At 63.1% G+C, this 26848-nt stretch carries 29 protein-coding genes and 1 pseudogene; 17 read left to right on the top strand and 13 right to left on the bottom strand.

The features are described from left to right. From Q0025_RS09570 to Q0025_RS09560, 3 genes are all read left to right on the top strand, one after another. A partial coding sequence (locus tag Q0025_RS09570; protein ID WP_297298370.1) for an IMP dehydrogenase occupies positions 1 to 608 on the top strand: 608 nt, incomplete at its 5' end. Between the two features lie 62 nt (positions 609 to 670). Further along, positions 671 to 1897: a WD40 repeat domain-containing protein gene (locus Q0025_RS09565; protein WP_297298368.1), complete on the top strand. Its 1227-nt coding sequence runs from the start codon at positions 671 to 673 to the stop codon at positions 1895 to 1897. Between the two features lie 18 nt (positions 1898 to 1915). After that, a complete protein-coding gene (locus Q0025_RS09560) occupies positions 1916 to 3205 on the top strand; it encodes an RsmB/NOP family class I SAM-dependent RNA methyltransferase (protein ID WP_297298366.1) in 1290 nt (429 codons plus the stop codon). Here the strand turns inward: Q0025_RS09560 and Q0025_RS09555 are convergent. Beyond that, on the bottom strand, positions 3202 to 3408 hold the full coding sequence (locus tag Q0025_RS09555; protein ID WP_297298364.1) for a hypothetical protein: 207 nt from the start codon (positions 3406 to 3408) through the stop codon (positions 3202 to 3204). The two genes, Q0025_RS09560 and Q0025_RS09555, sit on opposite strands and share 4 nt — an antisense overlap. A gap of 170 nt (positions 3409 to 3578) precedes the next feature. Here Q0025_RS09555 and guaA point away from each other — a divergent pair, with 170 nt between their 5' ends. The 3 genes from guaA (at position 3579) to Q0025_RS09540 (ending at position 8548) form a co-directional block, all read left to right on the top strand. Next, the gene (guaA, locus tag Q0025_RS09550; protein WP_297298362.1) at positions 3579 to 5174 is read left to right on the top strand and encodes a glutamine-hydrolyzing GMP synthase; all 1596 of its coding nucleotides are present in this window, start codon (positions 3579 to 3581) and stop codon (positions 5172 to 5174) included. A 58-nt stretch (positions 5175 to 5232) separates the two neighbouring features. Beyond that, positions 5233 to 7005: a DUF262 domain-containing protein gene (locus Q0025_RS09545; protein ID WP_297298361.1), complete on the top strand. Its 1773-nt coding sequence runs from the start codon at positions 5233 to 5235 to the stop codon at positions 7003 to 7005. A gap of 127 nt (positions 7006 to 7132) precedes the next feature. Beyond that, complete coding sequence (locus Q0025_RS09540; protein WP_297298359.1) at positions 7133 to 8548, top strand: restriction endonuclease; 1416 nt, start codon at positions 7133 to 7135, stop codon at positions 8546 to 8548. A gap of 306 nt (positions 8549 to 8854) precedes the next feature. On the opposite strand, the pseudogene Q0025_RS09535 reads toward Q0025_RS09540, so the two are convergent. Continuing rightward, positions 8855 to 9115: pseudogene (locus tag Q0025_RS09535) on the bottom strand (NADP oxidoreductase coenzyme); the annotation flags it as partial. 161 nt (positions 9116 to 9276) lie between these two features. Between Q0025_RS09535 and Q0025_RS09530 the strand changes: the two are divergent. Then, on the top strand, positions 9277 to 10209 hold the full coding sequence (locus Q0025_RS09530) for an NADP-dependent oxidoreductase (RefSeq protein WP_297298357.1): 933 nt from the start codon (positions 9277 to 9279) through the stop codon (positions 10207 to 10209). Positions 10210 to 10384: 175 nt separating this feature from the next. Here Q0025_RS09530 and Q0025_RS09525 read toward each other — a convergent pair whose 3' ends face one another. The 6 genes from Q0025_RS09525 to Q0025_RS09500 form a co-directional block, all read right to left on the bottom strand. Continuing rightward, positions 10385 to 11365 carry an NAD-dependent epimerase/dehydratase family protein gene (locus Q0025_RS09525; RefSeq protein WP_297298355.1) on the bottom strand — a complete coding sequence of 327 codons (981 nt, stop codon included), beginning with the start codon at positions 11363 to 11365 and terminating at the stop codon, positions 10385 to 10387. A gap of 13 nt (positions 11366 to 11378) precedes the next feature. Further along, positions 11379 to 11954, bottom strand: coding sequence for a helix-turn-helix domain-containing protein (locus tag Q0025_RS09520; protein WP_297298353.1), 576 nt, complete (start codon positions 11952 to 11954; stop codon positions 11379 to 11381). A gap of 2 nt (positions 11955 to 11956) precedes the next feature. Further along, complete coding sequence (locus Q0025_RS09515) at positions 11957 to 12718, bottom strand: lytic transglycosylase domain-containing protein (RefSeq protein WP_297298375.1); 762 nt, start codon at positions 12716 to 12718, stop codon at positions 11957 to 11959. A gap of 60 nt (positions 12719 to 12778) precedes the next feature. Next, positions 12779 to 13480, bottom strand: coding sequence for a glutathione S-transferase (locus tag Q0025_RS09510; RefSeq protein WP_297298351.1), 702 nt, complete (start codon positions 13478 to 13480; stop codon positions 12779 to 12781). A gap of 54 nt (positions 13481 to 13534) precedes the next feature. After that, positions 13535 to 14077, bottom strand: a complete 543-nt coding sequence (locus tag Q0025_RS09505) for a hypothetical protein (RefSeq protein ID WP_297298349.1) — start codon at positions 14075 to 14077, stop codon at positions 13535 to 13537. Positions 14078 to 14394: 317 nt separating this feature from the next. Then, complete coding sequence (locus Q0025_RS09500) at positions 14395 to 14763, bottom strand: MerR family transcriptional regulator (protein WP_297298347.1); 369 nt, start codon at positions 14761 to 14763, stop codon at positions 14395 to 14397. 72 nt (positions 14764 to 14835) lie between these two features. On the opposite strand from Q0025_RS09500, the gene Q0025_RS09495 reads away from it, so the two are divergent. The 3 genes from Q0025_RS09495 (at position 14836) to Q0025_RS09485 (ending at position 16960) form a co-directional block, all read left to right on the top strand. Continuing rightward, entirely contained in the window at positions 14836 to 15873 is a 1038-nt protein-coding gene (locus Q0025_RS09495; protein WP_297298345.1) for an aldehyde reductase, read from the top strand. A 73-nt stretch (positions 15874 to 15946) separates the two neighbouring features. Next, positions 15947 to 16312, top strand: a complete 366-nt coding sequence (locus tag Q0025_RS09490; protein ID WP_297298342.1) for a hypothetical protein — start codon at positions 15947 to 15949, stop codon at positions 16310 to 16312. A gap of 6 nt (positions 16313 to 16318) precedes the next feature. Next, positions 16319 to 16960, top strand: coding sequence for a hypothetical protein (locus Q0025_RS09485; RefSeq protein WP_297298340.1), 642 nt, complete (start codon positions 16319 to 16321; stop codon positions 16958 to 16960). A 20-nt stretch (positions 16961 to 16980) separates the two neighbouring features. Here Q0025_RS09485 and Q0025_RS09480 read toward each other — a convergent pair whose 3' ends face one another. Continuing rightward, entirely contained in the window at positions 16981 to 17379 is a 399-nt protein-coding gene (locus Q0025_RS09480; RefSeq protein WP_297298339.1) for a DUF427 domain-containing protein, read from the bottom strand. Between the two features lie 125 nt (positions 17380 to 17504). On the opposite strand from Q0025_RS09480, the gene Q0025_RS09475 reads away from it, so the two are divergent. Further along, complete coding sequence (locus Q0025_RS09475; protein WP_297298337.1) at positions 17505 to 17864, top strand: ArsC family reductase; 360 nt, start codon at positions 17505 to 17507, stop codon at positions 17862 to 17864. 109 nt (positions 17865 to 17973) lie between these two features. Here Q0025_RS09475 and Q0025_RS09470 read toward each other — a convergent pair whose 3' ends face one another. Further along, positions 17974 to 18861, bottom strand: a complete 888-nt coding sequence (locus tag Q0025_RS09470; protein ID WP_297298336.1) for a LysR family transcriptional regulator — start codon at positions 18859 to 18861, stop codon at positions 17974 to 17976. Between the two features lie 91 nt (positions 18862 to 18952). Between Q0025_RS09470 and Q0025_RS09465 the strand changes: the two genes are divergently transcribed. The 3 genes from Q0025_RS09465 (at position 18953) to cynS (ending at position 20898) form a co-directional block, all read left to right on the top strand. Beyond that, the gene (locus tag Q0025_RS09465; RefSeq protein ID WP_297298333.1) at positions 18953 to 19702 is read left to right on the top strand and encodes a glucose 1-dehydrogenase; all 750 of its coding nucleotides are present in this window, start codon (positions 18953 to 18955) and stop codon (positions 19700 to 19702) included. A gap of 120 nt (positions 19703 to 19822) precedes the next feature. Beyond that, positions 19823 to 20419 carry a TetR/AcrR family transcriptional regulator gene (locus Q0025_RS09460; RefSeq protein ID WP_297298373.1) on the top strand — a complete coding sequence of 199 codons (597 nt, stop codon included), beginning with the start codon at positions 19823 to 19825 and terminating at the stop codon, positions 20417 to 20419. Continuing rightward, on the top strand, positions 20416 to 20898 hold the full coding sequence (gene cynS, locus Q0025_RS09455) for a cyanase (protein ID WP_297298331.1): 483 nt from the start codon (positions 20416 to 20418) through the stop codon (positions 20896 to 20898). Before Q0025_RS09460 ends, cynS begins: the two co-directional genes overlap by 4 nt. A gap of 6 nt (positions 20899 to 20904) precedes the next feature. On the opposite strand, the gene Q0025_RS09450 is transcribed toward cynS, so the two are convergent. After that, the gene (locus tag Q0025_RS09450) at positions 20905 to 21720 is read right to left on the bottom strand and encodes an SDR family oxidoreductase (RefSeq protein ID WP_297298329.1); all 816 of its coding nucleotides are present in this window, start codon (positions 21718 to 21720) and stop codon (positions 20905 to 20907) included. On the opposite strand from Q0025_RS09450, the gene Q0025_RS09445 reads away from it, so the two are divergent. Beyond that, positions 21719 to 22630, top strand: a complete 912-nt coding sequence (locus Q0025_RS09445) for a LysR family transcriptional regulator (RefSeq protein WP_297298327.1) — start codon at positions 21719 to 21721, stop codon at positions 22628 to 22630. The two genes, Q0025_RS09450 and Q0025_RS09445, sit on opposite strands and share 2 nt — an antisense overlap. On the opposite strand, the gene ada is transcribed toward Q0025_RS09445, so the two are convergent. Together ada and Q0025_RS09435 are read right to left on the bottom strand one after the other, a co-directional pair. Beyond that, positions 22631 to 23701, bottom strand: coding sequence for a bifunctional DNA-binding transcriptional regulator/O6-methylguanine-DNA methyltransferase Ada (gene ada, locus Q0025_RS09440; protein ID WP_297298325.1), 1071 nt, complete (start codon positions 23699 to 23701; stop codon positions 22631 to 22633). Positions 23702 to 23751: 50 nt separating this feature from the next. Beyond that, positions 23752 to 24558: a DUF72 domain-containing protein gene (locus Q0025_RS09435; RefSeq protein ID WP_297298323.1), complete on the bottom strand. Its 807-nt coding sequence runs from the start codon at positions 24556 to 24558 to the stop codon at positions 23752 to 23754. 216 nt (positions 24559 to 24774) lie between these two features. Here Q0025_RS09435 and Q0025_RS09430 point away from each other — a divergent pair, with 216 nt between their 5' ends. Further along, entirely contained in the window at positions 24775 to 25434 is a 660-nt protein-coding gene (locus Q0025_RS09430) for a tetratricopeptide repeat protein (protein WP_297298321.1), read from the top strand. 2 nt (positions 25435 to 25436) lie between these two features. Then, positions 25437 to 26834: a ribosome biogenesis GTPase Der gene (gene der, locus Q0025_RS09425; RefSeq protein WP_297298319.1), complete on the top strand. Its 1398-nt coding sequence runs from the start codon at positions 25437 to 25439 to the stop codon at positions 26832 to 26834. Positions 26835 to 26848 lie beyond the last annotated feature (14 nt).

Genomic DNA, 26848 nt, shown 5'->3' with positions numbered 1-26848 from the left:
TCGACGCCGGCGCCGACGCGGTGAAGGTCGGCATCGGTCCGGGCTCGATCTGCACGACGCGGATCGTCGCCGGCGTCGGCGTGCCGCAGCTCACCGCGATCCTCGATTCCGTCGAAGCCGCGCGAGCCCGCAACATCCCGGTCATCGCCGATGGCGGGATCAAATATTCCGGTGACCTCGCCAAGGCGATCGCCGCCGGCGCCGAATGCGCCATGATCGGCTCGCTGCTCGCCGGCACCGACGAAAGCCCCGGCGAGGTCTATCTGCTGCAGGGTCGCTCGTTCAAATCCTACCGCGGCATGGGCTCGGTGGGGGCGATGGCGCGCGGCTCGGCCGACCGCTATTTCCAGCAGGATATCAAGGACAGCTTGAAGCTCGTGCCGGAAGGCATCGAAGGGCAGGTGCCCTATCGCGGCCCCGCCGGCGCCATTCTGCATCAATTGGCGGGCGGCCTGCGCGCCGCCATGGGCTATGTCGGCGCGGCGACGATCGCGGACTTCCAGAAGCGCGCGACCTTCGTCAAGGTCTCCGCCGCCGGCTTGCGCGAGAGCCACGTGCATGACGTGACCATTACCCGCGAAAGCCCGAATTATCCGACCGGCGTGTGAATACTGCCCCGCTTAAGCCGTGATGTCGCGTTAATCCGCCCCGTCCACGGGGAGAATTCGCGATGAAGGTCGGGCTTCTCAATATTCTCATCGGACTTGCCATCGCCGCCATCGGGCTTGCGCTCAGCATCGGCTCTTATGAAGCCGTCGCCGAAAAGGGCGGGACCTTTTACGTCGCCTGGGGTGCCGTCGTCCTTGGCGCCCTGCAAGCCTTGATCGGGCTCGGCCTGGTCGTCGTTGCCCCCTTCACCAAGGAAGGGCGCGGCGAAATCGGTTCGCTGCTATGGCCGAAGAGCACGCTCGGCCGCGGCATCCGGCTCGGCATTCTTGGGGTGGCGGCGGGAGTGGGCTGGCTCCTCGCGCCGGAAGCCTGGAAGACGGCATCGCCGGCGCCGTTGCGCTCATTTTCCCTCCCCGACGATGCCAATTCCATTGCGTTTACGCCCGACAGCCAATGGATCGCGATCGCCGACGGTTACGGCGGCCTCGGCATTTTCAACGTCGCGACGGGCGCCGCAGGCAAGAGTCCGGCGCTTGATAATTACCAGGACATTCAGGCCGTCGCCTTTTCGCCGGACGGCAAATCCCTCGCCGCGGCGACGAGCAGCGGCCTGCGCATCTGGTCGAGCCCCGATTGGGGCCGAGTCGCGCCGTCTCTGATCGGCCAGGCAAAGGACGGCAATTACGCCGTCGCCTTCTCGCCCGACGGCAAAGAGATCGCGACTGGCTCCGTCAATCATGGCGCGCTGCTGTGGCGCGCCGCCGATGGCGCGCCGCTTTCCACCAGCACCGGCTCGAAGGCCGATGTGAGCGCGGTTGCCTTTTCGCTCGACGGCAGCTTGCTTGCCGCCGGCGACGACGGCGGCAGCGTCAGCCTGTATAGACCCGACGGCACCGCGCTGCGCTCTTTCGACGCCGAGGATTTTCTGGCGGTCCACACCTTGGCATTTTTTCGCGACGGGCGGATCGCCGTCGGCGGCTATGAAGCGCCGGGCATCCGCATCTACGCCAGCGCCGACGGAAAGTTGCTGGCGAAGCTTGAAGCGCCGGCGCCTTTGTTTAAAAAGGCCGGCACGATCTGGTCGATCGCGATCGCGCCCGACCAAAGCCTGATCGCCTCGGGCAATTCGGACGATGCCATTCGCATTTGGGACGCGAAAACCTATCGACTGATCCGCAGTATTTTTGGTCATAAGAGCGATGTCACAGCGGTCGCTTACGCACCCGACGGGCATAGGCTGGCATCGGGCTCCGATCACGACGTGAAGATCTGGGCCAATGCGCAATAGATATGAATTTGGAGTGAGATGAATCCGGGTGCGCGGATCGCTGCGGCGATCGAAGTTTTGGACGACATCGAGACACGGCATCGTCCGGCCGCGGATGCGCTGAAGGATTGGGGCCTTGCGCATCGCTTTGCCGGCTCGAAGGACCGCGCCGCCTTGGCGACGCTGGTCTTCGATGCTTTGCGCTGCCGCGCCTCGGCGGCGTGGATCATGGGCGCCGAGACGCCGCGCGCCATCATGCTCGGCAGCCTGCGCCAGATGCGCAATCTGTCGGCCGACGACATCGCCATGCTCTGCAGCGGCGAAGGCCATGCGCCGCCGCCGCTTTCCGAAGAGGAGCGCACGCGCCTTGCGACGGCGACGCTCGACGGCGCGCCGGACCCCGTGCGCGGCGATTATCCCGAATGGCTGGCGCCGGCTTTTGCCGCGGCCTTCGGCGCCCGCGCGGCCGAAGAGGGCCGGGCGCTCGCCGCTCGCGCGCCGCTCGATCTGCGCGTCAACAGATTGAAGGCGACGCGGGAAAAGGCGCTGGCGGCGCTCGCCCATCTCGGCGCAACGCCGACGCCGCTGTCGCCCTCTGGCTTGCGCGTGCCTTTAAGCGACGACGGCCGCAGCGCGTCGCTCGCCGGCGAGCCGGCCTATGTCAAAGGGCTCGTTGAAATCCAGGACGAAGGCTCGCAATTGGCGGCGCTGCTCTGCGCGGCCAAGCCCGGCGAGCAGGTGCTCGATCTTTGCGCCGGCGGCGGCGGCAAGACCTTGGCGCTCGCTGCGGCCATGGACAATCACGGCCAGGTCTATGCGACCGACCGCGAGGCGCGCCGGCTCGCGCCGCTGCATGCACGGCTCGAACGCGCCGGCACCCGCAACGTCCAAATCCGCACGCCGCGCCGCAATCAGGACGTGCTCGCCGATCTCGAAGCGCGCTGCGATCTGGTGCTGGTCGATGCGCCCTGCACGGGCACCGGCACCTGGCGGCGCAATCCCGACGCCAAATGGCGCATCCGGCCGGGCGCGCTGGAACAGCGGATCAAGGAGCAGGACGAGGTGCTGGACAGCGCCGCGCGTTTCGTGAAGCCCGGCGGGCGGCTCGTCTATGTTACCTGCTCGCTGCTGCGCGCCGAGAATGAGGACAGGATCGCCGCCTTTCTGGCGCGCCAATCCGATTTCGAGGCCATCGCGGCGCAAGAGCTTGTCGCCGCGGCGGACTTGCCGGCGCTGTCGGCCTTCGTGCAGGGCGACGGGCTGCGGCTGTCGCCGCTGACGAGCGAGACGGACGGGTTCTTCGTCGCCGGATTGCGCCGGCGCGCCTAATTGACGTCGGACGGGGCGCGGCCGTCCTGGCGCCCGACGAAAAGCCGGCGCAGCCGCTCCTTGACCGCGGTCAGGCTCGGACGGGCGGGGCGGACGGATTCGTCCGGCTCCGGCCCCTCGGAAAACAGGCTCGGGACGTCGCCGAGACGGATCGCGAGCGGCACTTTCCGCCGCGGGTCGAAAACCGGCACCAAACGTTCCATCTCTGCCTCAGCCACGCTTACGCATTGAACCGAGGCAGGCTAGCGCAGAGGTCTTGCTCCGCGTTCAATCCGATCGCTCAAATGCTCTGGAAAGCCTTGAGGCAAGATTCTCCCTCTTCTTGCGCGGCTCGGCGCAATCTCTTAAGTCCAATTTTTGCCGGCAGGAGCTTATGGCCGAAGACCCCCTCCACCACGAAATCGTCACCCATCACGACAAGGTTCTGATCGTCGATTTCGGCTCGCAGGTCACCCAATTGATCGCCCGCCGGGTGCGCGAGGCCGGCGTCTATTGCGAGATCGCCCCCTACCAGAAGGCCGAAGCCGCCTTTGCGGCGCTGAAACCCAAGGCGGTGATCCTGTCCGGCGGCCCGGCTTCGGTGCTGGACGAGGGCTCGCCGCGCGCGCCGCAGGCGATCTTCGAGGCGGGCGTGCCGATCCTCGGCATCTGCTATGGCGAACAGCTCATGGCGGCGCAGCTCGGCGGCGAAGTGCAAAGCGGCCACCATGGCGAATATGGCCGCGCCGAGGTCGAGGCGATCGCCGAATCGCCGCTTCTCGACGGCGTCTGGGAACAGGGCCGCCACACCGTCTGGATGAGCCACGGCGACCGGGTGACGAAACTGCCGCCGGGCTTTCAGAGCATCGGCCATTCCCCCAATGCGCCGGTCTGCGTCATCGCCGACGAGGCGCGGCGCTTCTACGGCCTGCAATTCCATCCGGAAGTGCATCACACGCCCGAGGGGCCGCAGCTCATCGCCAACTTCGTCCACAAGATCGCCGGCCTCAAAAGCGACTGGACCATGCGCGCCTTCCGCGGCGAGGCGGTGAAGGCGATCCGCGCGCAAGTCGGGCAGGGGCGAGTGTTGTGCGGGCTCTCGGGCGGCGTCGATTCCGCCGTCGCGGCGCTCCTGATCCACGAGGCGATCGGCGACAGGCTCACCTGCGTCTTCGTCGATCACGGCCTGCTGCGCCAGGGCGAGGCGGAACAGGTCGTCTCGCTGTTTCGCGGCCACTACAACATCCCGCTCGTCCATGTCGATGCGAGCGACACGTTCCTCGAGGCGCTCGACGGCGTTCAGGAGCCGGAAGAGAAGCGCAAGATCATCGGCAAGCTCTTCATCGATGTCTTCGATGCCGAGGCGAAGAAGATCGCCAGCGATGGCCGCGGCGCGCCGGATTTTTTGGCGCAAGGCACGCTTTATCCCGACGTGATCGAAAGCGTCTCGTTCCAGGGCGGCCCGAGCGTCACCATCAAATCGCATCACAATGTCGGCGGCCTGCCGGCGCGGATGAAGATGAAGCTCGTCGAGCCGTTGCGCGAGCTGTTCAAGGACGAGGTGCGCGCGCTCGGCCGCGAATTGGGCCTGCCGGAGATTTTCGTCGGCCGCCATCCGTTCCCGGGGCCGGGGCTCGCGATCCGCCTGCCGGGCGGCGTGACGGCGGAGAAGCTCGCGATCCTGCGCAAGGCCGATGCGATCTACCTCGACGAAATCCGCAAGGCCGGGCTCTACGACACGATCTGGCAGGCCTTCGCCGTGCTGCTGCCGGTGAAGAGCGTCGGCGTCATGGGCGACGGGCGCACTTATGATTTCGTCTGCGCGCTCCGCGCCGTCACCTCGACCGACGGCATGACGGCGGACTTTTTCCCCTTCGACATGAATTTTCTGGGCCGCGCCGCAACACGCATCATCAACGAAGTGCGCGGCATCAACCGGGTGGTGTACGATGTGACGAGCAAGCCGCCCGGGACGATCGAGTGGGAGTGAAACAATAACTTCTTTGAGCCAGTTTCAATGCTACAAACGGTAGTCTATGAGGTCGCCCGTGTCACAAATCGAGCTCAGTTCGACGACTTTATCGATTCAAACATTATATCGCATGTTTCGCGATGGGAACTTTTACGTCGATCGACGATATCAACGAAAGTTAGTTTGGACATTAGAGGAAAAACAAAAGCTGATCGACAGTGTGCTAAACGAGTTTCCGATCCCATTAGTTTTGCTAGCGAAGCGCCCGCAAGAAATTCAATCGTATGATATAATCGATGGTCTCCAGAGGCTGCATACTCTTTTTTCATTCGTTGAAAACGCCTTCCGAACTGCCGACGGGCGCTTCTTCGACGTGCGGCAATTACCGAGAGCGGCACAGGCCGCGAAGGATGACGGCCGCGAGATCGTCGAAGTCGCCAGCCAACTGCTCAGCCCTTCAGAGTGCGCAGCATATTCCGACTACGTTCTCCCCGTGACTGTTGTGGAGCGCGCAGATGCGGAAGCGATAATCCGAATCTTTGAGCGCATCAATTCCTACGGACGCCGTCTGAGCGAGCAGGAGCAACGGCAAGCCGGCCTAGCGTCCCGATTTTCACAGTTTGTGCGGAAATTGAGCTGCGAAATCCGAGGCGACGTATCGGAGGAAAATGTTCCTTTGTCAGTTATGCCCGAGATAAGCGTGCAAGGCGTCAAAACTATTCATGGGTACGGAATAAGCGCTGAAAACACTTTTTGGTCAAAGCAGGGCGTGCTTCATTTCAGCAGCCTTCGCGATAGTCTCGATGAGCAGATGATTGCAGACATTGTCGCTTGCATACTAAATCGTGAACCAATTCAGCGCTCCAGACTCGCGCTCGATCGAATTTATACAATTGGCAGCAAAGAATACACTCGCTTTGAGTCGCTGCTTTCAAGTTATGGCGAGGACGATCTTGAAAGAGATTTCCTCACCGTCTTTGATCGAATCCAAATTATGTGCGATCACATCCAAGATGGAACTCTTCAATCGCTCGTCGCGAGAGGCGAGCACCACAATGAAATATCCACGATCTTCGCGGCAATTTTTTTGGCTTTCTACGAACTCATTATAGAACGTGGAATGGATGTCCACGATTATGGCAAACTCGTTACCGCCCTAGGGGATCTTCAGGTTACGACACAACGCAAGGCGATTGAACCGATTAAACGGCGAGCGAATATAAATTCGATAAAAGGATCGATAACGGATGCTTTCGTCGAAGACGACGTTCGCGATATCCCGCTCGGTAAGCCGCTTGTATACACATTTGAGAATTCTCTACGCAGGTCGCGAGTTGAGCTTCCTCACTATGAGTTTAAACAGGGCTTCCTTTCGCTGAGCGACCCTCGCAGTTTTAAAGAGCACGTTGTTGATGATATTTTGCAAACGATATGCGGGATGGCAAATATCGAGCCGGGACGCGACTCCTATGTTTACGTCGGCGTATGCGACAAACCAGCGGATGCCGAGCGTATTTTTGAATTGGATAAAATTGACCCTATAGAATTTGAAGGACGCGGTATCGTTGGTATCGGGCGCGAGGCTCGCTTTCTTAGAATGGACCTCGACGCATATATTATGAAGATCAAAAATAAAATTGGCGCTTCAGCGTTGTCTGATCATCTACGCAATGATGTTCTCTCTAAATTGGATTGTTTCATATACCGCGGATTAGATGTGCTTCGAATAGTCGTCCCCGGCCAGTCAAAATTGTCGTTCCTTGGAGACCACTGTTATGACCGGCATGGATCGTCTACCGTAAAGGTTCCGATTCAATCAATTCCGGACATCGCTCGCCGTTTTCAATAGTGTTCTCGTTCGAGAGGGTGCAAACGCGTCATCTTCGACATGAATTTCGTGGCCGCGGATCATCAACGAAGTGCGCGGCATCAACCGGGTTGTGTGATTTGACGATTAAGCCACCGGGGACGATCGAGTGGGAGTAGTATTTGCCGGCGCGCGCGGACGCGATTTTGAGACTGAAGTAGCGAAGCTACTTCGTGAAGCGGGATTTCAAGTAACCGTAGATGCGGGAGTCGCGCGACCACGGCAGACTGATCTATTTGCGCGTTCGGATAGCTTTCAACTTCTTGTCGAGGCAAAGAACAGAAAAAAGAAGGTGGACGTAGGCGATGTAGACGCGATACGCGCTCGCCTCAACCGTACCGCGGCGGACATCATCGGCGTTATTTTTAGCACCTCAGGGCTAACGGACGGTGCGATTAAAGCGATCGAAGAGGACCGGACGCGTGAGGTGCTGGCATTTGCAAAAGATGAAATTGAAGACCTTCGGCGAGGAAACAAAAACTTACTGACTTTATTAGAGCGCAAGCGAACGGAGATTCGAGTTCACGGCAAAGCGTGGTTTTCCAAAGTTGCGGAACTGGAGTTTTCTGATGTCGAGCTGCCGACCCACCACAGCGAATTCCAACTTAGGGGGAAAAATTCCACGTACTTTGAATCCGGATCGGGTCTCACCGAGGCGTTCTATTCCTTGGACGTACCGGACTCCGGGTGGGGTTTGTTTGGTGGAGAAGGCGCAAGATTATCAATGCGGCCAGCATTGCACTCGCTAGACGATCTGCAAAACTTAGTCGGCTACATTCATAGGAACTTCGGTTTATCGAGCAACGGCTGGTTCTCGATTCATCAATCTGAAAATAGTTGGTATGGAATAGGCATCGATAGTTTTCTTCACGCGACGATAGATTGGCGTCGGCGGTACGAGCAAGCTCGCTCCCAACGCTTCCACCATTCGGAGCAGCTTATCTATTTCGATAAGTTCCGCGACGGCTGGATTGAGCTGTCGCTGCAACAGAGGGTCGGCCTAGGGGAACGTCCGCAAGGTCTCATACATAATTCTTACCTTGTGATCCAATTACCAGGGATACCCGTCGACGCTGCGCCGTACCTAAAATTGTGTCGATATGTCGGGAACGATTTTGCAAGCTTCGAGCATATTGCGGAGCGCTTAACCTCGCGTATTAGGCTTAAAAGCCCGATAAAGTTAGATGTTTGCGGAACGATTATCAGTAGGAAAGCATATGCTTCCGACGACCTTGCGCGCGGTGTAGTAGTGGGTTTGGTGACACGTAATCCCTTCCATGGCAGGAAATCGCTTCCCGTCATTTCGTTCGGATCTGAACGGGTATCTTTGCAGGAACTTGCGAAAACAGAATTGCTTGTTTGTTCGCTAAGGGACTGGCACGACGAAGGCGACAAAGTTGATTGCTATCGCCTGCAAGGGATTGAGGTGACGACAGGAGGCGCGATGCGAGTCTTACGGCCGTTCGGCACTTGGAACCGGATGCTGAAGCGTGCGCGTGGAGTGCGCCCAAAGGCACGAACCTGAAACGTTGCCAACTTGAGTCTCGCACGCAAGCCCTCAAAGCCTCGGATCGATGGGCTCGCTCTCAAGCGCCGGGACAGCAAAGACACGTTCGCCTGAGCGGTGCGCGCGCGACGAACCGCTTCAACGCCTGGTGGCCGCGAGCGAATGCGCGAAACGCAAGATTGCGTTTGCCACAGAGGCCGAGCAGCCGCAATCGTCCGAGATTTTCCAAGGCAGAGGACACTCGGGCGAATCCTCGGCTATCGATAGCAGTCGATAGCCGCCTTTTTTTACGTCTCGGGCCAAAATCACGCGATCGTCGATCGGTTACTGCTCCTTCTTGAACAAATCCTGGAAGATGAGCGGGCCCCAGATGCGGCCGCGCGCATGCACCAGCGCGCCGCCCTCGTCGAGCTTTCCGAGCTTAACGGGTGCGAAGCCGAGCTTTTTGGCCAAGGCTGCTACGGGCGCGATCGCGTCCTCGTCGTCGCTCGACAGAAAGACGACCCTATGGCCGCCCTCGACGATCGGGTCGGCAGCCAGGGTCGCCGCAATCAGGTGATTGAAGCCTTTCACGAACTTGGCGCCGGCGACGCTGGCCATGATTGGCTGCCACAGGATCGGCTCGCTCTCGATCGCCGCTGGGCCGCATCGGACACAAATGACTTCTCTGTCGTGGCGCCATACCGTTAGGATGCCGTGCTCGGGGGCATGATCTTTGCCGAACCAAATGTGGAGATTGACCCATCATGAAGGCGGTCGCGATTCGGGAATTCGGCGGCCCCGACGTGCTGACCTATGCCGATGTGCCGGTGCGAAGTCCCGGTCCGGGGGAGGTGCTGGTGCGTGTGCGGGCATCGGGCGTCGGGCCGTGGGATGCCTGGATACGCGAAGGCCGAAGCGCGCTGCCGCAACCCCTGCCGCTGATCCTGGGGTCCGACATCTCGGGTCTCGTCGAGGCGACCGGGCTTGAGGTTTCCGGGTTTGTGCCCGGTCAATCGGTATTCGGCGTGACCAACCCGCGCTTTACCGGGGGATATGCCGAGTTCGCGACCGTCGAAGCCAGGATGATCGCGCCAAAGCCGGCTCGGCTGACCGATGCCGAGGCGGCCTCTGTGCCGGTGATCGCAACGACGGCGTGGCAGATGCTGTTCGACCATGCGGGTCTGCAGCCAAACCAGCGTGTGCTGGTCCTTGGGGGTGGCGGCAATGTCGGTGCTTACGCGGTGCGCCTCGCGGCTTGGGCGGGCGCCGATGTCGTCGCAACCGGCTCCGCCGCCGCCGAAACCTTCGTGAGGTCGCTCGGCGCGCGGGCCGTGATCGACGGCCGCAACGGCGGGCTGAGCGGGCTTTCCGGGCCTTTCGATGTCATCATCGATACGGTGGGCGAGCCGCTGCTCGGACAATCCTTTCAGCTGCTGCGGCCGGGAGGATTCATCATCTCGGCTGTCGCCATGCCAGACCAATCTCTAGCGGCCCGTCATCACGCGCGGGCTGAATTTATCCTGGTCGATGTTGGCACGTCGGCTCTCACCCGGCTTGCCGCCTTGTTCGATGACGGCACGTTGCAGGCGCGTGTCGGCGAGATCCTGCCGTTGTCCGCGGCGCGCACCGGTCACGAGATGCTGGCCGGTCGCCTGCACAAGCCGGGAAAGATCGTGCTGCTGCCCGGGACGTCCTAAGCCTGCTTGTCTTGCTGGAAATGGCGGAGAGCCATCACGCTTCACGGCAGCACCGATGCTGCTGCGCGCGGTCAGCCGGTCGAGGCGATCTTCAAGGACCGGTGAGGCCGAGCGCGTGGCGCGCAGCGAACCCTTCAACGTCTTTTGACCGAGGGCAGACCAGCGTCGGAAGCCGCTACGGCGCACCTGCGAGCGCCTGGCGCACCGCTTGTTCGAGCGGCGTATGCGGTTCGGCACCGAGCGTTTTTACCAGCTTGGCATTGTCGAGCCGCAGCGGTCGCTTCCACAGATAGCGCATCTCCAGCATCTCGCGGAACGTCTCGTTGAAGGGCGAGAGCAGGCGGACGAGCGGCCAGGGAAAAGCAACGATCGGAATCCTGCGGCCGACGACACGGCGGATCGTCTCGGGAATGTCGGCCGTCGCATCGGTCCAGTGGCCGCCAAAATGGAAGACCTCGAAGGGGGCGAAATCGTCCGCGCGCTCCGCCAGTCGGACAATGGTTTCGGCCAGGTCCGGCAGATAGGCCCAGGCGTGGCCGACCTTGGCCGGCCCTGGACGCATCATCAGCCGCACGGGCCGGCCGGGCTGCGCGAAGACGCTCGAAAACCAGCTATTGGGTGTTGTGAAGGGGCCGAAGAAATCGCCGGCCCTGACGATCATCACGCGAACCCCGTCGCTCGCGGCGGCTTCGAGGCGCCGCTCCATCGTCACCCTCAACTTGCCTTTCCGGGTCAGGGGATTTTGCGGCGCGCGCTCGTCCACCAAAGCGCCGGCGTCGGGGCCGAAATTATAGACCGTGCCGGGAAAGAAAATTCGCGCGCCATGCGCCTTGGCCGCGGCGATGGTCGAGTCGAGCATCGGCATGACCAGGCCTTCCCAATTGCGATACTGGGGTGGGTTGGCAGCGTGGACGATCAGCGCGCAGCCCTCGGCCGCGGGGATCACCGAGGCTGGAAGCATCGCATCTCCCCGGACCCAGTCCGCGCCGGCGAGGCGCGGCGCGGCCGTGGCGGCCATCTCGGGATTGCGGTTCAGCGCCCGGACCCGCCAGCCGCGCGCCAACAAAGCGCGGCCGACCTCGCCGCCGATGCTGCCTGTCGCGCCGATGACCAGCGCGGTCTTTGGAGCGGGCGGCTTCGTGGACGACTGAGACATGAGACCAGGGCCCTCACGGCGCGGGCTCGACGATGACGTAAAGCAGGGCTTCGCTCTCGCCCTCGCTGTTGTCGAAGCGATGCGGCGCATCGGCGAGACAGCTACAGCTATCCCCCGCCGCGAGGGTGACTTCGTCCGGGCCGATTGTCATCCGAAGCCATCCGGACGCGACGTGGACATGCTCGATTGTCCCCTTCGGGTGCGGCGCGAACGGTCCCGCCACCGAAGACGGCGGCACGACGCAGCGCAGGAATTCGATTCGGCTCCCGGCGAGGGTCGAGCCATAACTTTGCCGCGTCATCCCCGAGGCCGGGTCGATGACCAGCAGGTGATCGGCGGCACGGACGACCTGGATGCGCGGGCTCTGCGGCACGTCGCCGTTGACGAGCGCCGCGGTCGGCACGCCCAAAGCCGCGGCCAAGGCCGAGAGCGTCGCGACGGTCGGCGATTTCGCCGCCCGCTCAATGTCGGAAATCATGGACGACGAAACGCCGCTTTTGGCGGCGAGGCCGCGGATCGTCAGCCCCAGCTCGTCGCGCCGTTGCCGGATCGCCCGCGCGACCTGAGCGGTGTCATCGATCGTGGACACTCTCAATCATCGCCGCCGTCGATCTCTTTGCCGACGATGGCGATCGTCTGTTCGTAAACGGTCGCCGCGTTCCAGGCCTGGATCGCCGCGAAATTGGGCTCGCCCGGCTGGTAGCCGGCGCCGCGCTGCCAGCCATGCGCTTTCAGGTAGTTCGCCGTCGAGGCGAGCGCTCCGGCAGGCGTGTCGAGATCGCCGACGCCATATTCCAGCACGGTTTTCGGCAGGAATTGCGTCTGGCCGATTTCGCCGTGCATGGAGCCGCGCGTTTCGGCCGAAAGGCGCCCTTCATCGACGAGTTTCAGCGCCGCCATGAGCTGATCGGTGAAAAAGTCCGGCCGACGGCAATCATAGGCGAGGGTCGCGATGGCGGAGAGCGATTGCTGATTGCCGTGCTGGCTGCCGAAGCCCGATTCCATGCCCCAGATGGCGATCAGCGGGCCGGCTGGGACGCCATAGCGCTGCTCGATCGAGGCGAAGAGATCCGCATGCGACAGCTTGAGCTTGCGGCCGCGCGCCGCAATGACCGAGGCGCCGCGCTTGGCCATGAAGGCGGGCAGCGACAGACGGAAGCTTTTGAGGCCGCGGTCGGCCGCGATGGTCGGATAATTGTAATGCGTCGCCATGAGGGCCTCGATGCCGGCGCCGCCGATGCCCTTGGCTTTGGCCTCTTCGGCGAAGGCGCTCTTCCAGGCCTCGAAGCCGCCGGCGCCCGTGCCGCACTGGGCAGCCTCGGCGGCGCAGGCCGGCAAAAGAAGGGCGGCCATGGCCGCAATGAAGGCTGTCGTGAGCCGGCCGCAGTTAAACATTAAACCTCCCTTTAGCGTTCAAGCGCCAAGTACCTTGCGCAGCGAAGCCTCGATCTGCCCGCCGCAATAGGCATTGCCATAATCGCTTTGTGCTTTCGCGGCCAGTGCCGCCAGCGGCGGCAGACCGGCGACGCGCCGCGTCAGGGCGGCCGTCTTCGGCGCGGCTTCCTTAAGGATCGTCTCGATCTTTGGGAAGCGGTCGGTCATGGTCGACCAGAGCACGGCGGTCACGACATCGGCGATGCCCGGCTCGGCGCCGCCGAGCAGGAAGCCGGAGGCGGCCTTCAGGCCATGCCGGCGGCCGGTCTCCTCCCAGAGAGACATCCATTTTTCCAAGCGCGGGGTGAAGTCCCGCCAGCGCTTGTCCGTCCACATCTCGCGCCCGCCGTCGAGCGTGATCTCGTCGATCACATCGTTGGCATCGTTGACGATCTTCAGGGTCAGCGCGCGCAGGGCAGGGGTTGCCGGCATCAGCTCCAGCGTCTCGCCCAGATAAAGTACGATGGCCGGCATCTGGGCGATGGCGAAATCCGCCTTCTTGTCGATCAGGAGGGGCGGCCCCATGAACGGCACCGGCATGCGGCTCACGGGCCCCTCCATAAGCCTTGAAATCGCTTCGTCGCCGGCTTCGGTCCAGGTCTTTCCGGCATAGGCCAGGACGGCGCGGACGAACTGGCCGCGAAACGGCACGGACCAATAGTAGAGTTCGTAATCAGCCATGCCTGGACTCTAAGTGATGTCTCGCTATCTGCCAACGCGCGGACTTCTGCGGCGTCACTCAGTCAAATTCTCCGGCAAGTGTGCGGCCCATCCTACACCGGACGGATCGTCTTGCTCTGGCAAATCGGTCGGGTCGATACTCCAAAGCCCGGCAAGGTCGGTCACGTCGGTTTCGCTTGGAAACGGCTTGATACTGCACTCCGCGACGTGTTCCCGCGCCTCATCCGGAGAGAGGCCGCCGGCAACGAGCCGGCTCTCTTCTTGCTCTCCTTCCTCGGCGATGGCGAACATTCTCTCTGTCGCGTCGAGGGGCGAAAGCCCGGTGAGATCAGGCAATCTCAGTTTCGCTTCCTCCTGCGTTTGGGCCCCGAAGTTCGCAAAAACCTGACCCTCGGAACCGGCATAAGAGAAGATGCGCACCGGCTGGCCGTTCACGGCGCGCGCCCATGCAGCGAAATCGCTGACCCGATGGCTGCCGAAATACTGGACATCGTCGAAGCGTTTCATCAAGCGGGAAAACAACTGATCGAATCTTCGCCCGGTCTCGTATTTGGTTTCGACGGTATCAGGATGAGGCAGGTACGTGCTGACGGCCAAGACCCAACCGCCGACGGACGGCGAAACGAATATCCAGCGGTCGGGATCGCGCGGCGCGCTATGGTAATGGACGGCCCCGAGGCCGGATTCCCAATTGGCCGGCGTCGCCCCTTCGGCTCCAATCGCATCGAGGACGGCAGCTGAATCGAAGGTCTTCACCGCGAACCAGGAGACCTTATATCCAAACGAATCCGGATCATCTGGCGTCTGGTCGAACGTGGTCATCAAAATCCTCAGCTTCTGTAAGCGAGCCGCCAGGCCAGCGCCGGCGATCGTGGCACAGCCGGCTGACTCTTTTAAGTCACCGATCCTGCGCTTCAGCCATTGTCCGGGCCTTTATTCTTGACACGAAGTTCCGCCAACAGCGCCCTCAAGTCCCGCCGGCGCTTCTGCGCCTCGCGCAGATGCTTATCGATCTCGCGCAATTTCGCCTCGACATGCGGAATGATGGCGTCCGGATTTTTCCATCGCTCCGGCGGCATGGCCAGAAACGTGGCAATCTCCTTGAGCGAAAAGCCGAGGTGCTGTGCCCGCTCGATGATGCCGACGATTTTCACCGTATGGGCTTCATAGTCGCGGTAGCCATTGGCGCCGCGGCTCGCAGGCGGCAGCAGGCCCTTGGCTTCGTAGAAACGCAGCCGCGACGTGCTCACTCCGGCCCGCTGCGCGACTTCACCGATCCTCATGTTGACCTTCAATTTAGGTTGAAGGTTTAGGATGCCTCCATTCGACCGGATGTGGCAAGTGGAGCGCGCAGAATGAGCAGAGTTTTGGTGACCGGTGGTTCGGGTTTTCTCGCCGGCCATGTGATCGTCGCGCTTCTGCGCAACAGCCATGAGGTGCGCGCGACTTTGCGCGATCTTGGCCGCACCGAAGAGGTGAAAGCCAATGTGCGCGCGGGCGGCGCCGATCCCGAACACGGCCTCAGCTTCGTTGCGGCCGATCTCACACGCGATACGGGGTGGGATGCCGCGGTTGCGGGCTGCGATTATGTCCAACACGTCGCCTCGCCGCTGCCGGTTGCCTTACCCAAAGACGAAGACGAACTGATCCGTCCGGCGCGCGAGGGCACGTTGCGCGTGCTCAGGGCGGCGCGCGAGGCGGGCGTCAAGCGGGTCGTCCTCACCTCGTCGTTTGCCGCCGTCGGCTATGGCTACGGCAATCGCGCCGAGCCGTTCACCGAGGCCGACTGGGCGAATATCAAGAGCCCGGAGGTCAGCGCTTATCCCAAGTCCAAGGCGCTGGCCGAGCGCGGCGCCTGGGAGTTCATCAAAAGCGAAGGCGGCGCCTTGGAACTCGCTGTGATCAATCCGGTCGCCATTTTCGGGCCGCTCCTGGGAAAGCAGGCGGCCGGTTCGGTGCAGATCATCCAGCGGATGCTCGACGGCAGGGTCCGCGCCGCGCCGCGCCTGGGTTTCGGCCTCGTCGACGTCCGTGATGTCGCCGATCTGCATCTTCGGGCGATGCTCGATCCGAAGGCCCGGGGCGAGCGTTTTATCGCCGTCGCGGGCGAACCGATGTGGATGATCGATGTCGCCCGCGTTCTGCGCCAACAGCTTGGGCCCGCGGCCGCGTCCACGCCGACGCGTGAAATGCCGGATTGGCTCGTGCGGTTGCTCGCCCGGTTTATTCCCATCCTGCGCCATGCCGTGCCGCAGCTCGGCATTCTGCGTCGCGCCTCCAATGCCAAGGCGCGGGCGATGCTTGGCTGGTCGCCGCGGCCCAATGAGGAGATCATTGCGGCGACCAGCGAGGCGCTGCTGCGGCTCGGTCTGGTCAAGCCGCGCGCCAGCTGACGGCACACCGCCCCCGCAATCATCATGCGGTCACATTGCGTTTCTGTTCTATGGTCAAACCAGGGAGGAGCGCATGAGCACGGACAATAGCTATCTCGCCATCTTTCTCGGCAGCAAGACAAGTCCGCGGATGCAGGCTTGGAACGCGCTTCCCGAGGCCGAGCGATATGCCAAGGCGCAAGAAGGGATCGCGGCTTGGAAGGCGTGGGTAGAGACGCATCAAGCCGCGATCGTCGGCATGGGCGGTCCGCTCGGCAAGACGAAGAGGGTCTCCGCGCAGGGCATCGAGGATGCCAGCAATGCGATGGGGGCCTATACAATCGTGCGCGCGGATTCGCACGAGGCGGCGGCCAAACTCTTCGAACACCATCCGCATTTCACGATTTTTCCGGGCGAGTCGGTCGAGATCATGCCGATCCTGCCGATCCCCGGCCTATAAGCGCCGATGCCGCAGATTGTTCAGCGATCGGCCGCGCTCGGCCTCTTGAGCCTTGTCCTCGTGTCGCATCCGGCGCGCGCCGACGATGCGACGCGAGAACTGCTTGACGAGGTCCGCCATTCCTTCACGCTCGACGGAAAACCGATTCCGCCGGAGATTTTCCGCGACATAGGCGACGGCAACCTTGCCGATAGCCTGCCGATCCGCGTCACGATCGACGTCAAAGCCGCCGTCGGCAGCAATCTCTATGGCGATGAGATCACGCCGGCCGGCCCCGGCTGGATAGCGCAGCGTCCGGCCGACAAAGCGAGCCTTAACGGCACTGACGAATATGCCTATCATTACGTCGGCGCGACGGCGAACGGCCTGCTTGTCGTCCTCGCCAGCGCCAATAAAGGCGGCTCCTGCACCTTCGTCACCTTGCATATCCTCGATCTCGCCGGCGCCAAAGCCTTCACGCCCGAGGGCCAGGTCTACGAGCGCATCAATGTGACGGCGCTGCGCGATATCTCGCTCGGCGACCGTTGGTACGGCACGGCGCGGATCGCCGGCAATACGATCATCGTGACGACGACGCGCTCAGGGCCAACCGACGACAGCGGCAAGGCGCCGGTGATGAAAGTGGAGGCAGGGCGCCCGCAAGGGTGACCGGGTTCCGCTTGTACCTCCTATCGTGCTTCGGCCGCGGACCGTTCCTCGATCGCATCGACGCGATCGGGATAGAAAGCGAGATAATCTTTGATCGCGGCCATCGCCGGGTGTGGATGTTCGTAGGTCCAGACCGCATTGGCGGCCTCGCGGCCGTCCGCCGCCAAGGTGAAATAGCTGGCATCGCCCTTATAGGGGCAATAAGTGGCGTGTTCCGTCCGCCGCAGCAGCGCCATGTCGGCGTCCTTGCGCGGAATATAAAGGACGGCCGGATAGCTCGCCTCCTTCAGCGTCAGCGCCGCGCGCGTATCGGCGACGACATGGCCGGCGAAGGTCACGACCACGTGGTTTGGGTTGCGCGTCACGGCGATTGGATGGTCGGGGCCGGGGGTTTTGATCGGCTTTGCGGCTTCGCTCATGGCATTGCACCTCCGCTTTTGAGCTGACGCGTCCGCCTAGAGGTGTTGGTCGCACCCCGCGGCGTCAAGGCGGCGCCTTTGGACTTTGCCGAAAGAATCCGTTTTAAGAGGCGCGAGGAAGCGAGATGGCGATCACGATCTACGGCATCAAAAACTGCGACACCATGAAGAAGGCGCGCGCCTGGCTCGACGGCCACGGCGTCGATTATGCCTTCCACGATTACAAGACCGCCGGCATCGATCGCGCCCATCTCGAAAAATGGACCAAAGTCGCGGGATGGGAAACGATGCTCAACCGGGCGGGGACGACCTTCCGCAAATTGCCGGACGCCGACAAGGCCGATCTCGATCGCGACAAAGCGATCGCGCTGATGCTCGAACATCCGTCGGCGATCAAGCGCCCCGTGCTCGAATTCGGTGGCGGCAAAGTGCTCGTCGGATTTCAGCCGGCGCTTTACGAAGCGGCGGTGATCGCAAAGGGCTAGAGCATCGGACCGATAAGTGCGAAGCAGCTTTCGGTCCAATCCGATGCCGATGGGAAAGACGTCCGACACTCTCGTGTCGCCGCGGCACATAAGGGCTCTGCGCCCTAGCTCAACGCTGGCTGAGCGCGCGCGCAAGGTAGTCGGCGAAGGCGCGCGCCGCGGGCTTCGTCGCGCGCCCGGCCGGAAAAACCGCGTGAACCTCGGCGCTCTCCATCTGCCAATCCGGCAAAACCTGTACCAAAGCCCCGCTCTTGATTTCCGCGAGACAGCCCCAACGGCCGGTCGAGACGATGCCGAGGCCAGCAACCGCGGCGGCGATTGCGCCCTCATTGGCCGAGATCGTCAGCCGGCTTTCGATGCGGGCGATGACGACCTGATTGTCGCGGCGCAGGGTCCAGGCGCCAGCGTCGAGGCCCGTGGGCCCGAGAATGATGGCGTGATCGGCAAGATCAGCCGGCGTCGTTGGCGTGCCGGCCTTTTCGAGATAGGCGGGCGCAGCGACCAGCATGCGCTGGACCGTACCGATCCGCCGCGCCGTCGCGCTGGTATCGGGCAGCAGGCCGAAGCGCAGCGCCACATCGACGCCTTCGCCGAGTAAATCCTGACGTTGGTCGTTCATCAAAAGGTCGATGCGCAGGGCGCGATGGGAGGCGATGAACGGCGGCAGCCGCGGGATCACCTCGCGCACGGCGAAACTCGACGACAGGCCGACGCGCAGAAGGCCGCGGATTTCGCCGGTGCCGCGCGCGGCATGATCGGCTTCTTCGAGCGCCACAAGCAGCGGCTCGATCCGCGCCAGATATTCGGCGCCCGCCTCGGTAAGCGAGACGGCCCGCGTCGTGCGGGTGAAAAGCGTGGTGCCGATGTCGCGCTCAAGCGCCGCGACGATGCGCGAGGCCGACGGCTGCGACAGCCGGAACTCGCGCCCCGCCTGGGAAAAGCTGCCGGTCCGTGCGACCCGGGTGAAAAGCCGCAAAGCAAAAAGCCGATCACTCATTTGGATTTCAAATATATCCTAGTTGGCGCGGCGCGCTACCCCGGCGCCGGCGAATAACCACCTTGAGCCGGACGCCAACGAGGAGGATCAGATGGGTGAATTGGCAGGCAAAGTCGCGGTCGTGACCGGCGCATCGAAAGGCATCGGGGCAGGGATCGCAAAATATTTGGCGGCCGCGGGCGCCGCCGTCGCAGTCAATTATGCCTCGAGCCGCGAAGGTGCGGACAAAGTGGTCGCCGAAATTACGGCGAAGGGCGGCAAGGCCATCGCGGTTCACGGCGACGTGGCGAAAAAGGCCGACATCAAGTCGATTTTCGAGACGACGTTGGCGCGCTTCGGGCGCCTCGATATTCTGGTCAACAATGCCGGCGTTTACCGGTTTGATCCGCTGGAGGCGGTCACCGAGGCCGAGTTCCACCGCGAATTCGACATCAATGTCCTCGGCATGATCCTCGCCACGCAAGAAGCGGTCAAACATTTCGGTGCGGAAGGCGGCAGCGTCATCAATCTGACCTCGGTTGCCGGAACCAGCGCCATCCCAGGTTCCGTCGTTTACTCGGCCACAAAGGCCGCGATCGATTCGCTGACGCGGGTGCTGGCCGCCGAGCTGGGCCCGAAGAAAATCCGCGTCAATGCCATCGCGCCGGGTGTCACCGTGACCGAAGGCTATGAGGCGTTGGGCGAGCTGGCGAAAAATTTCGAAAGCTACGCCTTGGCGCAAACCCCGCTCGGCCGCGTCGCCCAGCCGGAAGACATCGCCAAGGTCGCGGTGTTTCTGGCTTCCGATCAATCAGCCTGGATTACCGGCGAGCGGATCGCGGCTTCCGGCGGTTTGCGCTGATCTTTGAGAGGGGCCCGCGCGAAGCGGGCCTTTTGCATATTCGCGGGCAGGGCAGCGATTGCCGTGACAGGCGCCGACTGGTACATAAAGGGCCAATCGGTACAGATCGGCGCTCTGCCCGTGACTCGGACCCTTTATGAGAAGGCGGATGTCGTGCCGCTGCTTGCCGAAGTTTTTCGCGAGCTCGGCTACGAAGGCGCCACGCTGAGCCGCATCACCGACCGCACCGGCCTCGGCAAGGGCAGCCTCTATCATTTCTTTCCTGGCGGCAAAGAGGAAATGGCGGCGGCCGTGCTCGCCGATGTCGACGCCTGGTTTGCGCAGAATATTTTCCTGCCGCTGGAGAGCGGCGAGCCGCGCGCGGCGATTGCCACAATGTGGGACGAAGTCGCCGCCTATTTCCGCGCTGGTCGGCGCATCTGTCTCGTCGGGGCCTTTGCGCTCGACGCGACGCGCGACAAGTTCGCCGCCGCGATCCGCATCTATTTCGCCCGCTGGATCGATGCGCTCGCGGGTGCTTTGCGCCGCAGCGGCCTCGCGGCGGCGACGGCGCGGACGCAAGCCGAAACCATTGTGCTCGGCATTCAAGGCGCGCTCGTTCTGGCGCGCGCTTTGAATGACGAAGCCGTGTTCACACGAGCCCTCGCACGGCTCGCGCGGGACCTCGCCTTGCCCGAGCGCGGCAAGGCCCGGCAATTAAAGAAAGGCGCGCCATGAAACGCAGCGATCTCACCGAAAAGATTCTCGACATCAAACGCGAGAAGGGCTGGAGCTGGAAACTCATTGCCGGCGAGATCGGCGGCATGTCCGATGTGCTCATCGTCGGCGCGCTGCTCGGCCAGATGAAACTGACGAAGCCGCAATGCGAGAAGGCCGCAGCGCTCTTCGACCTCAGCGAAAGCGAAAAGCGGCTGCTCAATGAAGTGCCGATGCGCGGCACGCCGATGCCGCCGACGGATCCTTTGATCTATCGCTTCTATGAGCTCGTGATGATCAACGGGCCGGCTTGGAAGGCTCTGATCGAGGAGGAATTCGGCGACGGCATCATGTCGGCGATCGATTTCGATCTCGAGATCGCGCGGCTGCCGGACCCGAAAGGCGACCGCGTCAAGCTCACCATGTCGGGCAAGTTCCTGCCCTACAAATATTATGGCGCGACCGGCAACAATCAGGCGCTTGGTTACAGGGAAGACTAGGCGCGCTCAGACGAGCGCGCCGCCACCGTCGACGCGCAGCACCGTGCCGGTGCTGTAGGTCTGGCGCATCAGATAGAGATAGGCCTCGGCAACTTCCTCCGTCTCGCCGACATGGCGGACGAGCAGGCGCTCCGCCGTCTGGCGGTAAAGCGTCGTGCGGTCGACCTCGGTCATGTCGTCCCACAACGGGCTGACCACCACACCCGGTGCAACCGCATTCACGCGGATCGGCGCGAGCTCGACCGCCAGTGCCCGGGTCAGGCCTTCGACCGCACCGCAGACACTGGCGCCGAGCGCCCAACCGGCATGCGGCCGTAGGCCCGCGAGGCCTGAGGTCAGCACAATCGACCCGCCAGGCCGAATGTTGGGGCTTGCATATTTCACCGCCGCCAGGGCGCCCCAATAGCGCAGCTCGTAGAATTTCCGCGCCGTTGCGAGGTCCGTATCGGCGAGGCGGTTGAGCTGCAACTTGTCGGCCGCGGTATAGGCAAGGTGATCAAACGGTCCGATCTGGGCGAAGAGCGCCGCGATCGCCGCTTCATTGCCGAGATCGACGGCCTGGCCTTCCGCCCCGGGCGGCAGGCGCTTGAGCGCCTCGTTGACGCGGGCCTGATTGCTGGACGCGACCACGAGTTTGGCGCCTTCGCGTCCCGCTGCCTTCGCGATTGCAAGCCCGATGCCCGAGCTGCCGCCAAGCACCACAATCTTCTTTCCTTCGAACGACATGGGGATCTCCTTTTTGGTGACGCCAGACATTTGCAGCGCCAGAAGGCTTGCCGCCAGCGCATCTTTGTCGTTTTGATGATGAGCGGAGGTCATCATGGGATTCGATGGCAGATTGCTGAGCGGCGTCGGGACGTTTACGGCAGTCGTCGAGGCCGGCAATTTCGCGCGCGCCGGCGACATGCTCGGCCTGACGCCCTCGGGCGTCAGCCGTGCCATTGCGCGCCTCGAAACGCAGATCGGCGTCCGGCTTTTCGACCGGACGCCACGCGCCGTGACCCTGACCGACGAAGGCCGCCGCTTCTATACGCAAGTCACGCCGCTCCTCGCCGGTCTCGACGAGGCCGCGGCGGAAGCCGCCGGCACCACGGCCGCGGTGCGCGGCCGGTTGAGGCTCAATGCCGACCCGTCGTTCGCGCGCCTGATTTTGGCGCCGCGTTTGCCGGACTTTCTCGCCCGATATCCGGCGCTGTCGCTCGAAATCATTGTCCGCGACCGGCTCGGCGATCTCGTGGCCGAGGGGTTCGATGTCGCCGTGCGCTTCGGCGAGCCGGAGCCGTCGCGCCTCATCGCGCGCAAGCTCCTCGAAACGCGGATCGTTGCCTGCGCGGCGCCGGCCTATCTTGCGCGCCGCGGCACGCCGCGTCATCCGCGCGATCTCGAAAATCACGAATGTCTGATGTTCCGCGATCCGGCGACGGGAAGGCCGTTCGATTGGGAATTTCATAAAGGCCGCGAGATCGTCGAAGTGAAGACCGAGGGCCGGCTGGTCTTCAACGATCTGCCGACCAAGCTCGTCGCCTGTATCGCCGGTCTTGGGATTACCCAGGCGGTCGAATTCGGCTTGGAGGATTTTGTCGCGCGCGGCGAGCTTGTGCAGGTGCTGCCCGACTGGGCCGAGGAGCGCTATCCGCTTTATGCGTATTATCTGTCGCGGCATTTGCCGCCGGCCAAAGTGCGCGCCTTTCTCGACTTCGTTGTCGGCGCGCTGGCGGCGAACCCGATGTAATCAGCCTTTGCGCCGCTGCTCCTTGTCGAGCAGCGCGCGCTTGCGCTCCGGGCCCCAGCGATAGCCGGACAGAGCGCCGTCGCTGCGCACGACGCGATGGCAGGGGATGACAACGGCGATCTTGTTGGCGGCGCATGCCTGCGCCACGGCGCGCGTCGCCGCTGGTGTGCCGATGCGCTTGGCGATCTCGGCATAGCTCGCCGTCTCGCCCGGCGGAATGGCGCGCAGCGCCGCCCAGACTTTTTGCTGGAACAGCGTGCCGCGGATATCGAGCGGCAGGTCGAAGTTTTTTGCCGGCTGATCGACGAAGGCGATCACCTGCGCGAGCAAGTCAGAAAATTCTGCATCGCCCTCGATCGACTTGGCTTTGGCGAAGCGCCCCTTGATTTCCGCTTCGAGCGCAGCCGCGTCGTCGCCCAGCATCAAGGCGCAGATGCCTTTGCCGCTTCGCGCGACGAGGATTTTGCCGAGCGAACAGCGGCCGATGCCATAGACGATCTCGGCGCCGCGGCCCTGGTCGCGGAAGGATTTTGGCCTCATGCCGAGCATCGTCGGGGCACTTTCATAAAACCGGGAATTGGAATTGTAGCCGGCGGCATAGATCGCTTCCGTCACGCTTGACGCGTTGGCAGCGAGCGCATCGCGCACCCGTCCAGCCCGATGCGCCTTGGCATAGGCCTTGGGCGTGACGCCGGTCGCCGCTTTGAAGAGGCGGTGGAAGTGGAAGCGGCTGAACCCCGCCCCGGCCGCGAGACCCTCCAAGGCCGGCGGTTCGTCACTTTCGAGTGCGCGGCAGGCGGCGGCGATCATGTCGGCCAAGCGTTTGTCATCGGTGGCCTCTTTCGGCCGGCACCGCAGACAGGCGCGGAAACCGGCACGTTCGGCTGCCTCGCAGCTCGAAAAAAAGACCACATTGCGCCGCAGCGCATGCCGCGCCGGGCAGCTCGGCCGGCAATAGATGCCCGTCGTCCTCACCGCAAAAACGAAGGTGCCGTCGGCGGTACGGTCACGCCTGTCGATCGCCGCCCAGCGGCTCTCTTCCTGCGCTAAAGTCTGGTTGGTTGCATCCATGTCGGGATCAATAGCCTGCGCGCGGATGCTGCACACTCCGGTTCTTGCTTTCAAAGCATTTTGCCGACGCGTTCGATCAGCGCTTCGGCGGCGCGGGGATTGTTCTCCTTGAAGCCGCTGATCACGTAGAGAAAGACGTCGCGCGGCGCTTTCGCCACGGGCGCCGCGAGGCTTCTGAGATCGGCCGGGACTCCGCCTTCGGCCCAAGTCCCGGCGCGGTCCGCCCATTGATCGAGTGCCTTGCCGGCATAGCCTGCCTTCGGCTTTTCCTGCGTCCCCATGATCCGCACATAGACGAAGTCGGCGGTGACATCGGCGATCTGCGGGAATTCCGAATCCCCGGCGGTAATGATGGCGACGCCGTGCTCGCGCGCCAAGGCGACGAATTCGGCGGTCGCAAAGCTCGCATGCCGGACTTCGACCGCATGGCGGATTTTCCGCCCGCCGCTTTCTTTCGGGAGCAGGGCGAGAAACTTGGCAAAATCTTCGACATCGAATTTTTTCGTCGCCATGAATTGCCAATTGACCGGCCCGAGCTTTTCTTTCAGCTCCAGCACGCCGCTGGAAAAGAAGCGCTCGACGGACTCCGCCGAGTCCGCCAGCACGCGGCGGTTGGTGGCAAAGCGCGGGCCCTTGACCGAGAAGACGAAACCATCCGGCGTCTCTTCGCGCCATTTAATGAAGCTCTCGGGCTTCTGCGATCCGTAATAGGTGCCGTTGATTTCGATCGAGGTCAGGGCGCGGCTCATATATTCGAGTTCGCGCTTCTGCGGCAGGTCGGCTGGGTAGAAGCTGCCGCGCCAGGGCTCATAGGTCCAGCCGCCGACGCCAATGAAGATGTGGGATTTCGCCGGCATGCCGCCTCCTTGCGTCCGCAAATGCCGCGGCGACGCGTCTTCAAGATAGGGCAAGGTCTTGATCACGCAACGGCCGGCAACTGCCAGCCGAGCCGAGACGCGTGCATGACCGCGGTTCGGCCTGGCTCGGGCCAGCGCCGTGCCGCGCGGGTAAGGGTCGCCTTTCCGGCGTAGCCGTGCTAGCTCACGGGGCAGAAAAGCCCCTAAGAGACGTAAATGGCCGATTTTTTCCGTGAAGTAGATGAAGACGTCCGCCGCGACCAGCTCATCAATATTTGGAAGCAATATCAGAACTGGATCATCGGCGCGGCGTTGCTGATCGTGCTCGGCACGGCAGGCTGGCGGGTTTACGATTATTACCGGTTGAAGAACGTCGAAGCCGCCGGCGCGCGCTATGCGGCTGCGCAGCAATTGGCGAGCGATGGCAAGGCCGCAGAAGCGGCCGCCGCATTCGACGCCATCGCCAAAGACGGCGCCAAGGGCTATGCGACGCTGGCACAGCTCGCCAATGCCAATGCGATTGCCGCCAAGGACCCGAAAACCGCGGCCGCCGCCTATGACGCGATCGCCGCCAATGCCGCGATTGATCCGGCCTACCAGCAGGTCGCGCGGCTGCGCGGCGCCTATCTGCGCGTCGACTTCGACGACCCGAAGGCCTTCGAGCAGCGCTACGCCGGCTATGCGAGCCCCGATTCACCTTATCGTAACGCTTATCGCGAGCTTCTGGCGCTCGCCGACGCCAAGCGCGGCGATTTCACCGGCGCGGCGCATTGGCTCGAGCTTGCCGCCGCCGATCCCACTTCGCCGCCGGCTTTGCGGGCCCGCGCCGACGCCTTTCTGACGATTGTTCAGGCCGGCGCCGTGCCGACTAAATAGCCATGTTCAAGCTCGCCATCGTCGGGCGTCCGAACGTCGGCAAATCGACCCTGTTCAATCGCCTCGTCGGCAAGAAGCTCGCCCTCGTCGATGATCTTCCGGGCGTGACGCGCGACCGGCGCGAAGGCACCGCGCATCTCGGCGACCTGACCTTCACGATCATCGATACGGCAGGGCTTGAGACCGGCGCCCCGGCGACGCTCGCCGGGCGAATGCGGGCGCAGACCGAAGCCGCCGTTGCCGATGCGGATGCGATCCTCTTCATGATCGACGCGCGCGCCGGCGTCATGCCCGACGACCGCGCCTTTGCCGCGCTGCTGCGCCGGGCCGATAAGCCGCTGATCCTCGCCGCGAACAAAGCCGAGGGGCGCGCCGGCGCGGCGGGGGCGCAAGAGGCCTTTGATCTCGGCTTCGGCGAGCCGATCGCGCTCTCCGCCGAACATGGCGAAGGTCTCGGCGCGCTTTATGATGCCTTGCGCGAAGCCCTGCCGGAAGCAACGGAGCCGGGCGAGGACGAGATCGAAGAAGCCGCCGCAGCCGAACCGCTCGGCGATGAGGAAGACGGCTCCGAACTCGATCCGACAAAGCCGCTGCGCGTCGCCATTATCGGCCGGCCGAATGCCGGCAAATCCACCCTGCTCAATCGCATTTTGGGCGAAGACCGGCTGCTGACGGGCCCGGAAGCGGGCATTACCCGCGATGCCATCGGCGTCGATCTCGTATGGCGCGATCGCCAGCTCAAAATGTTCGACACCGCGGGCTTGCGCAAGCGTGCCCGCGTCGATGAAAAGCTCGAAAAGCTTGCCGGCGCCGACGCCTTGCGGGCGGCGAAATTCGCCGAAGTGGTGGTCCTGCTCGTTGACGCAACAGCGCCGTTCGAAAAGCAGGATCTGACGCTCGCCGATCTCATCGCCCGCGAGGGCAGGGCGCTCGTCATCGGCGTCAGCAAATGGGATCTCGTGCAGGATCGCGGCGCCAAACTCAAAGAGCTGCGCGAGGAAGCCGCACGGCTGCTGCCGCAAGTGAAGGGCATGCCGGTGGTGCCCGTCTCAAGCGCGACGGGCGAAGGAATCGACGCGCTGATGGCGGCGGTTTTCGCCGTGCACGAAACCTGGAACCGGCGCATTGCAACGGGGCGGCTCAACCGCTGGCTGGCCGCGGCGCTGGCGGCCAATCCGCCGCCGGCCGTTGCCGGCCGCCGCATCAAAATCCGCTATATCACCCAGCTGCGGGCGCGGCCGCCCTATTTTGTCATCTTCGGCAATCAGCTCGAACATCTGCCCGAAAGCTATAAGCGCTTTCTCACGAACGGAATCCGCGAGACATTCGACCTGAAAGGCGTGCCGATCCGGCTCTCGACCCGCACGAGCGAAAATCCCTATGAGAAAAAGGGACGCTAGCGCCGAGGGACGAT

It is taken from the genome of uncultured Methylovirgula sp. (assembly GCF_947646745.1).
Lineage (GTDB): Bacteria > Pseudomonadota > Alphaproteobacteria > Rhizobiales > Beijerinckiaceae > Methylovirgula.
Note: the sequence above shows the minus strand (reverse complement) of the source record. Positions and strands in the feature narration are given on the sequence as shown.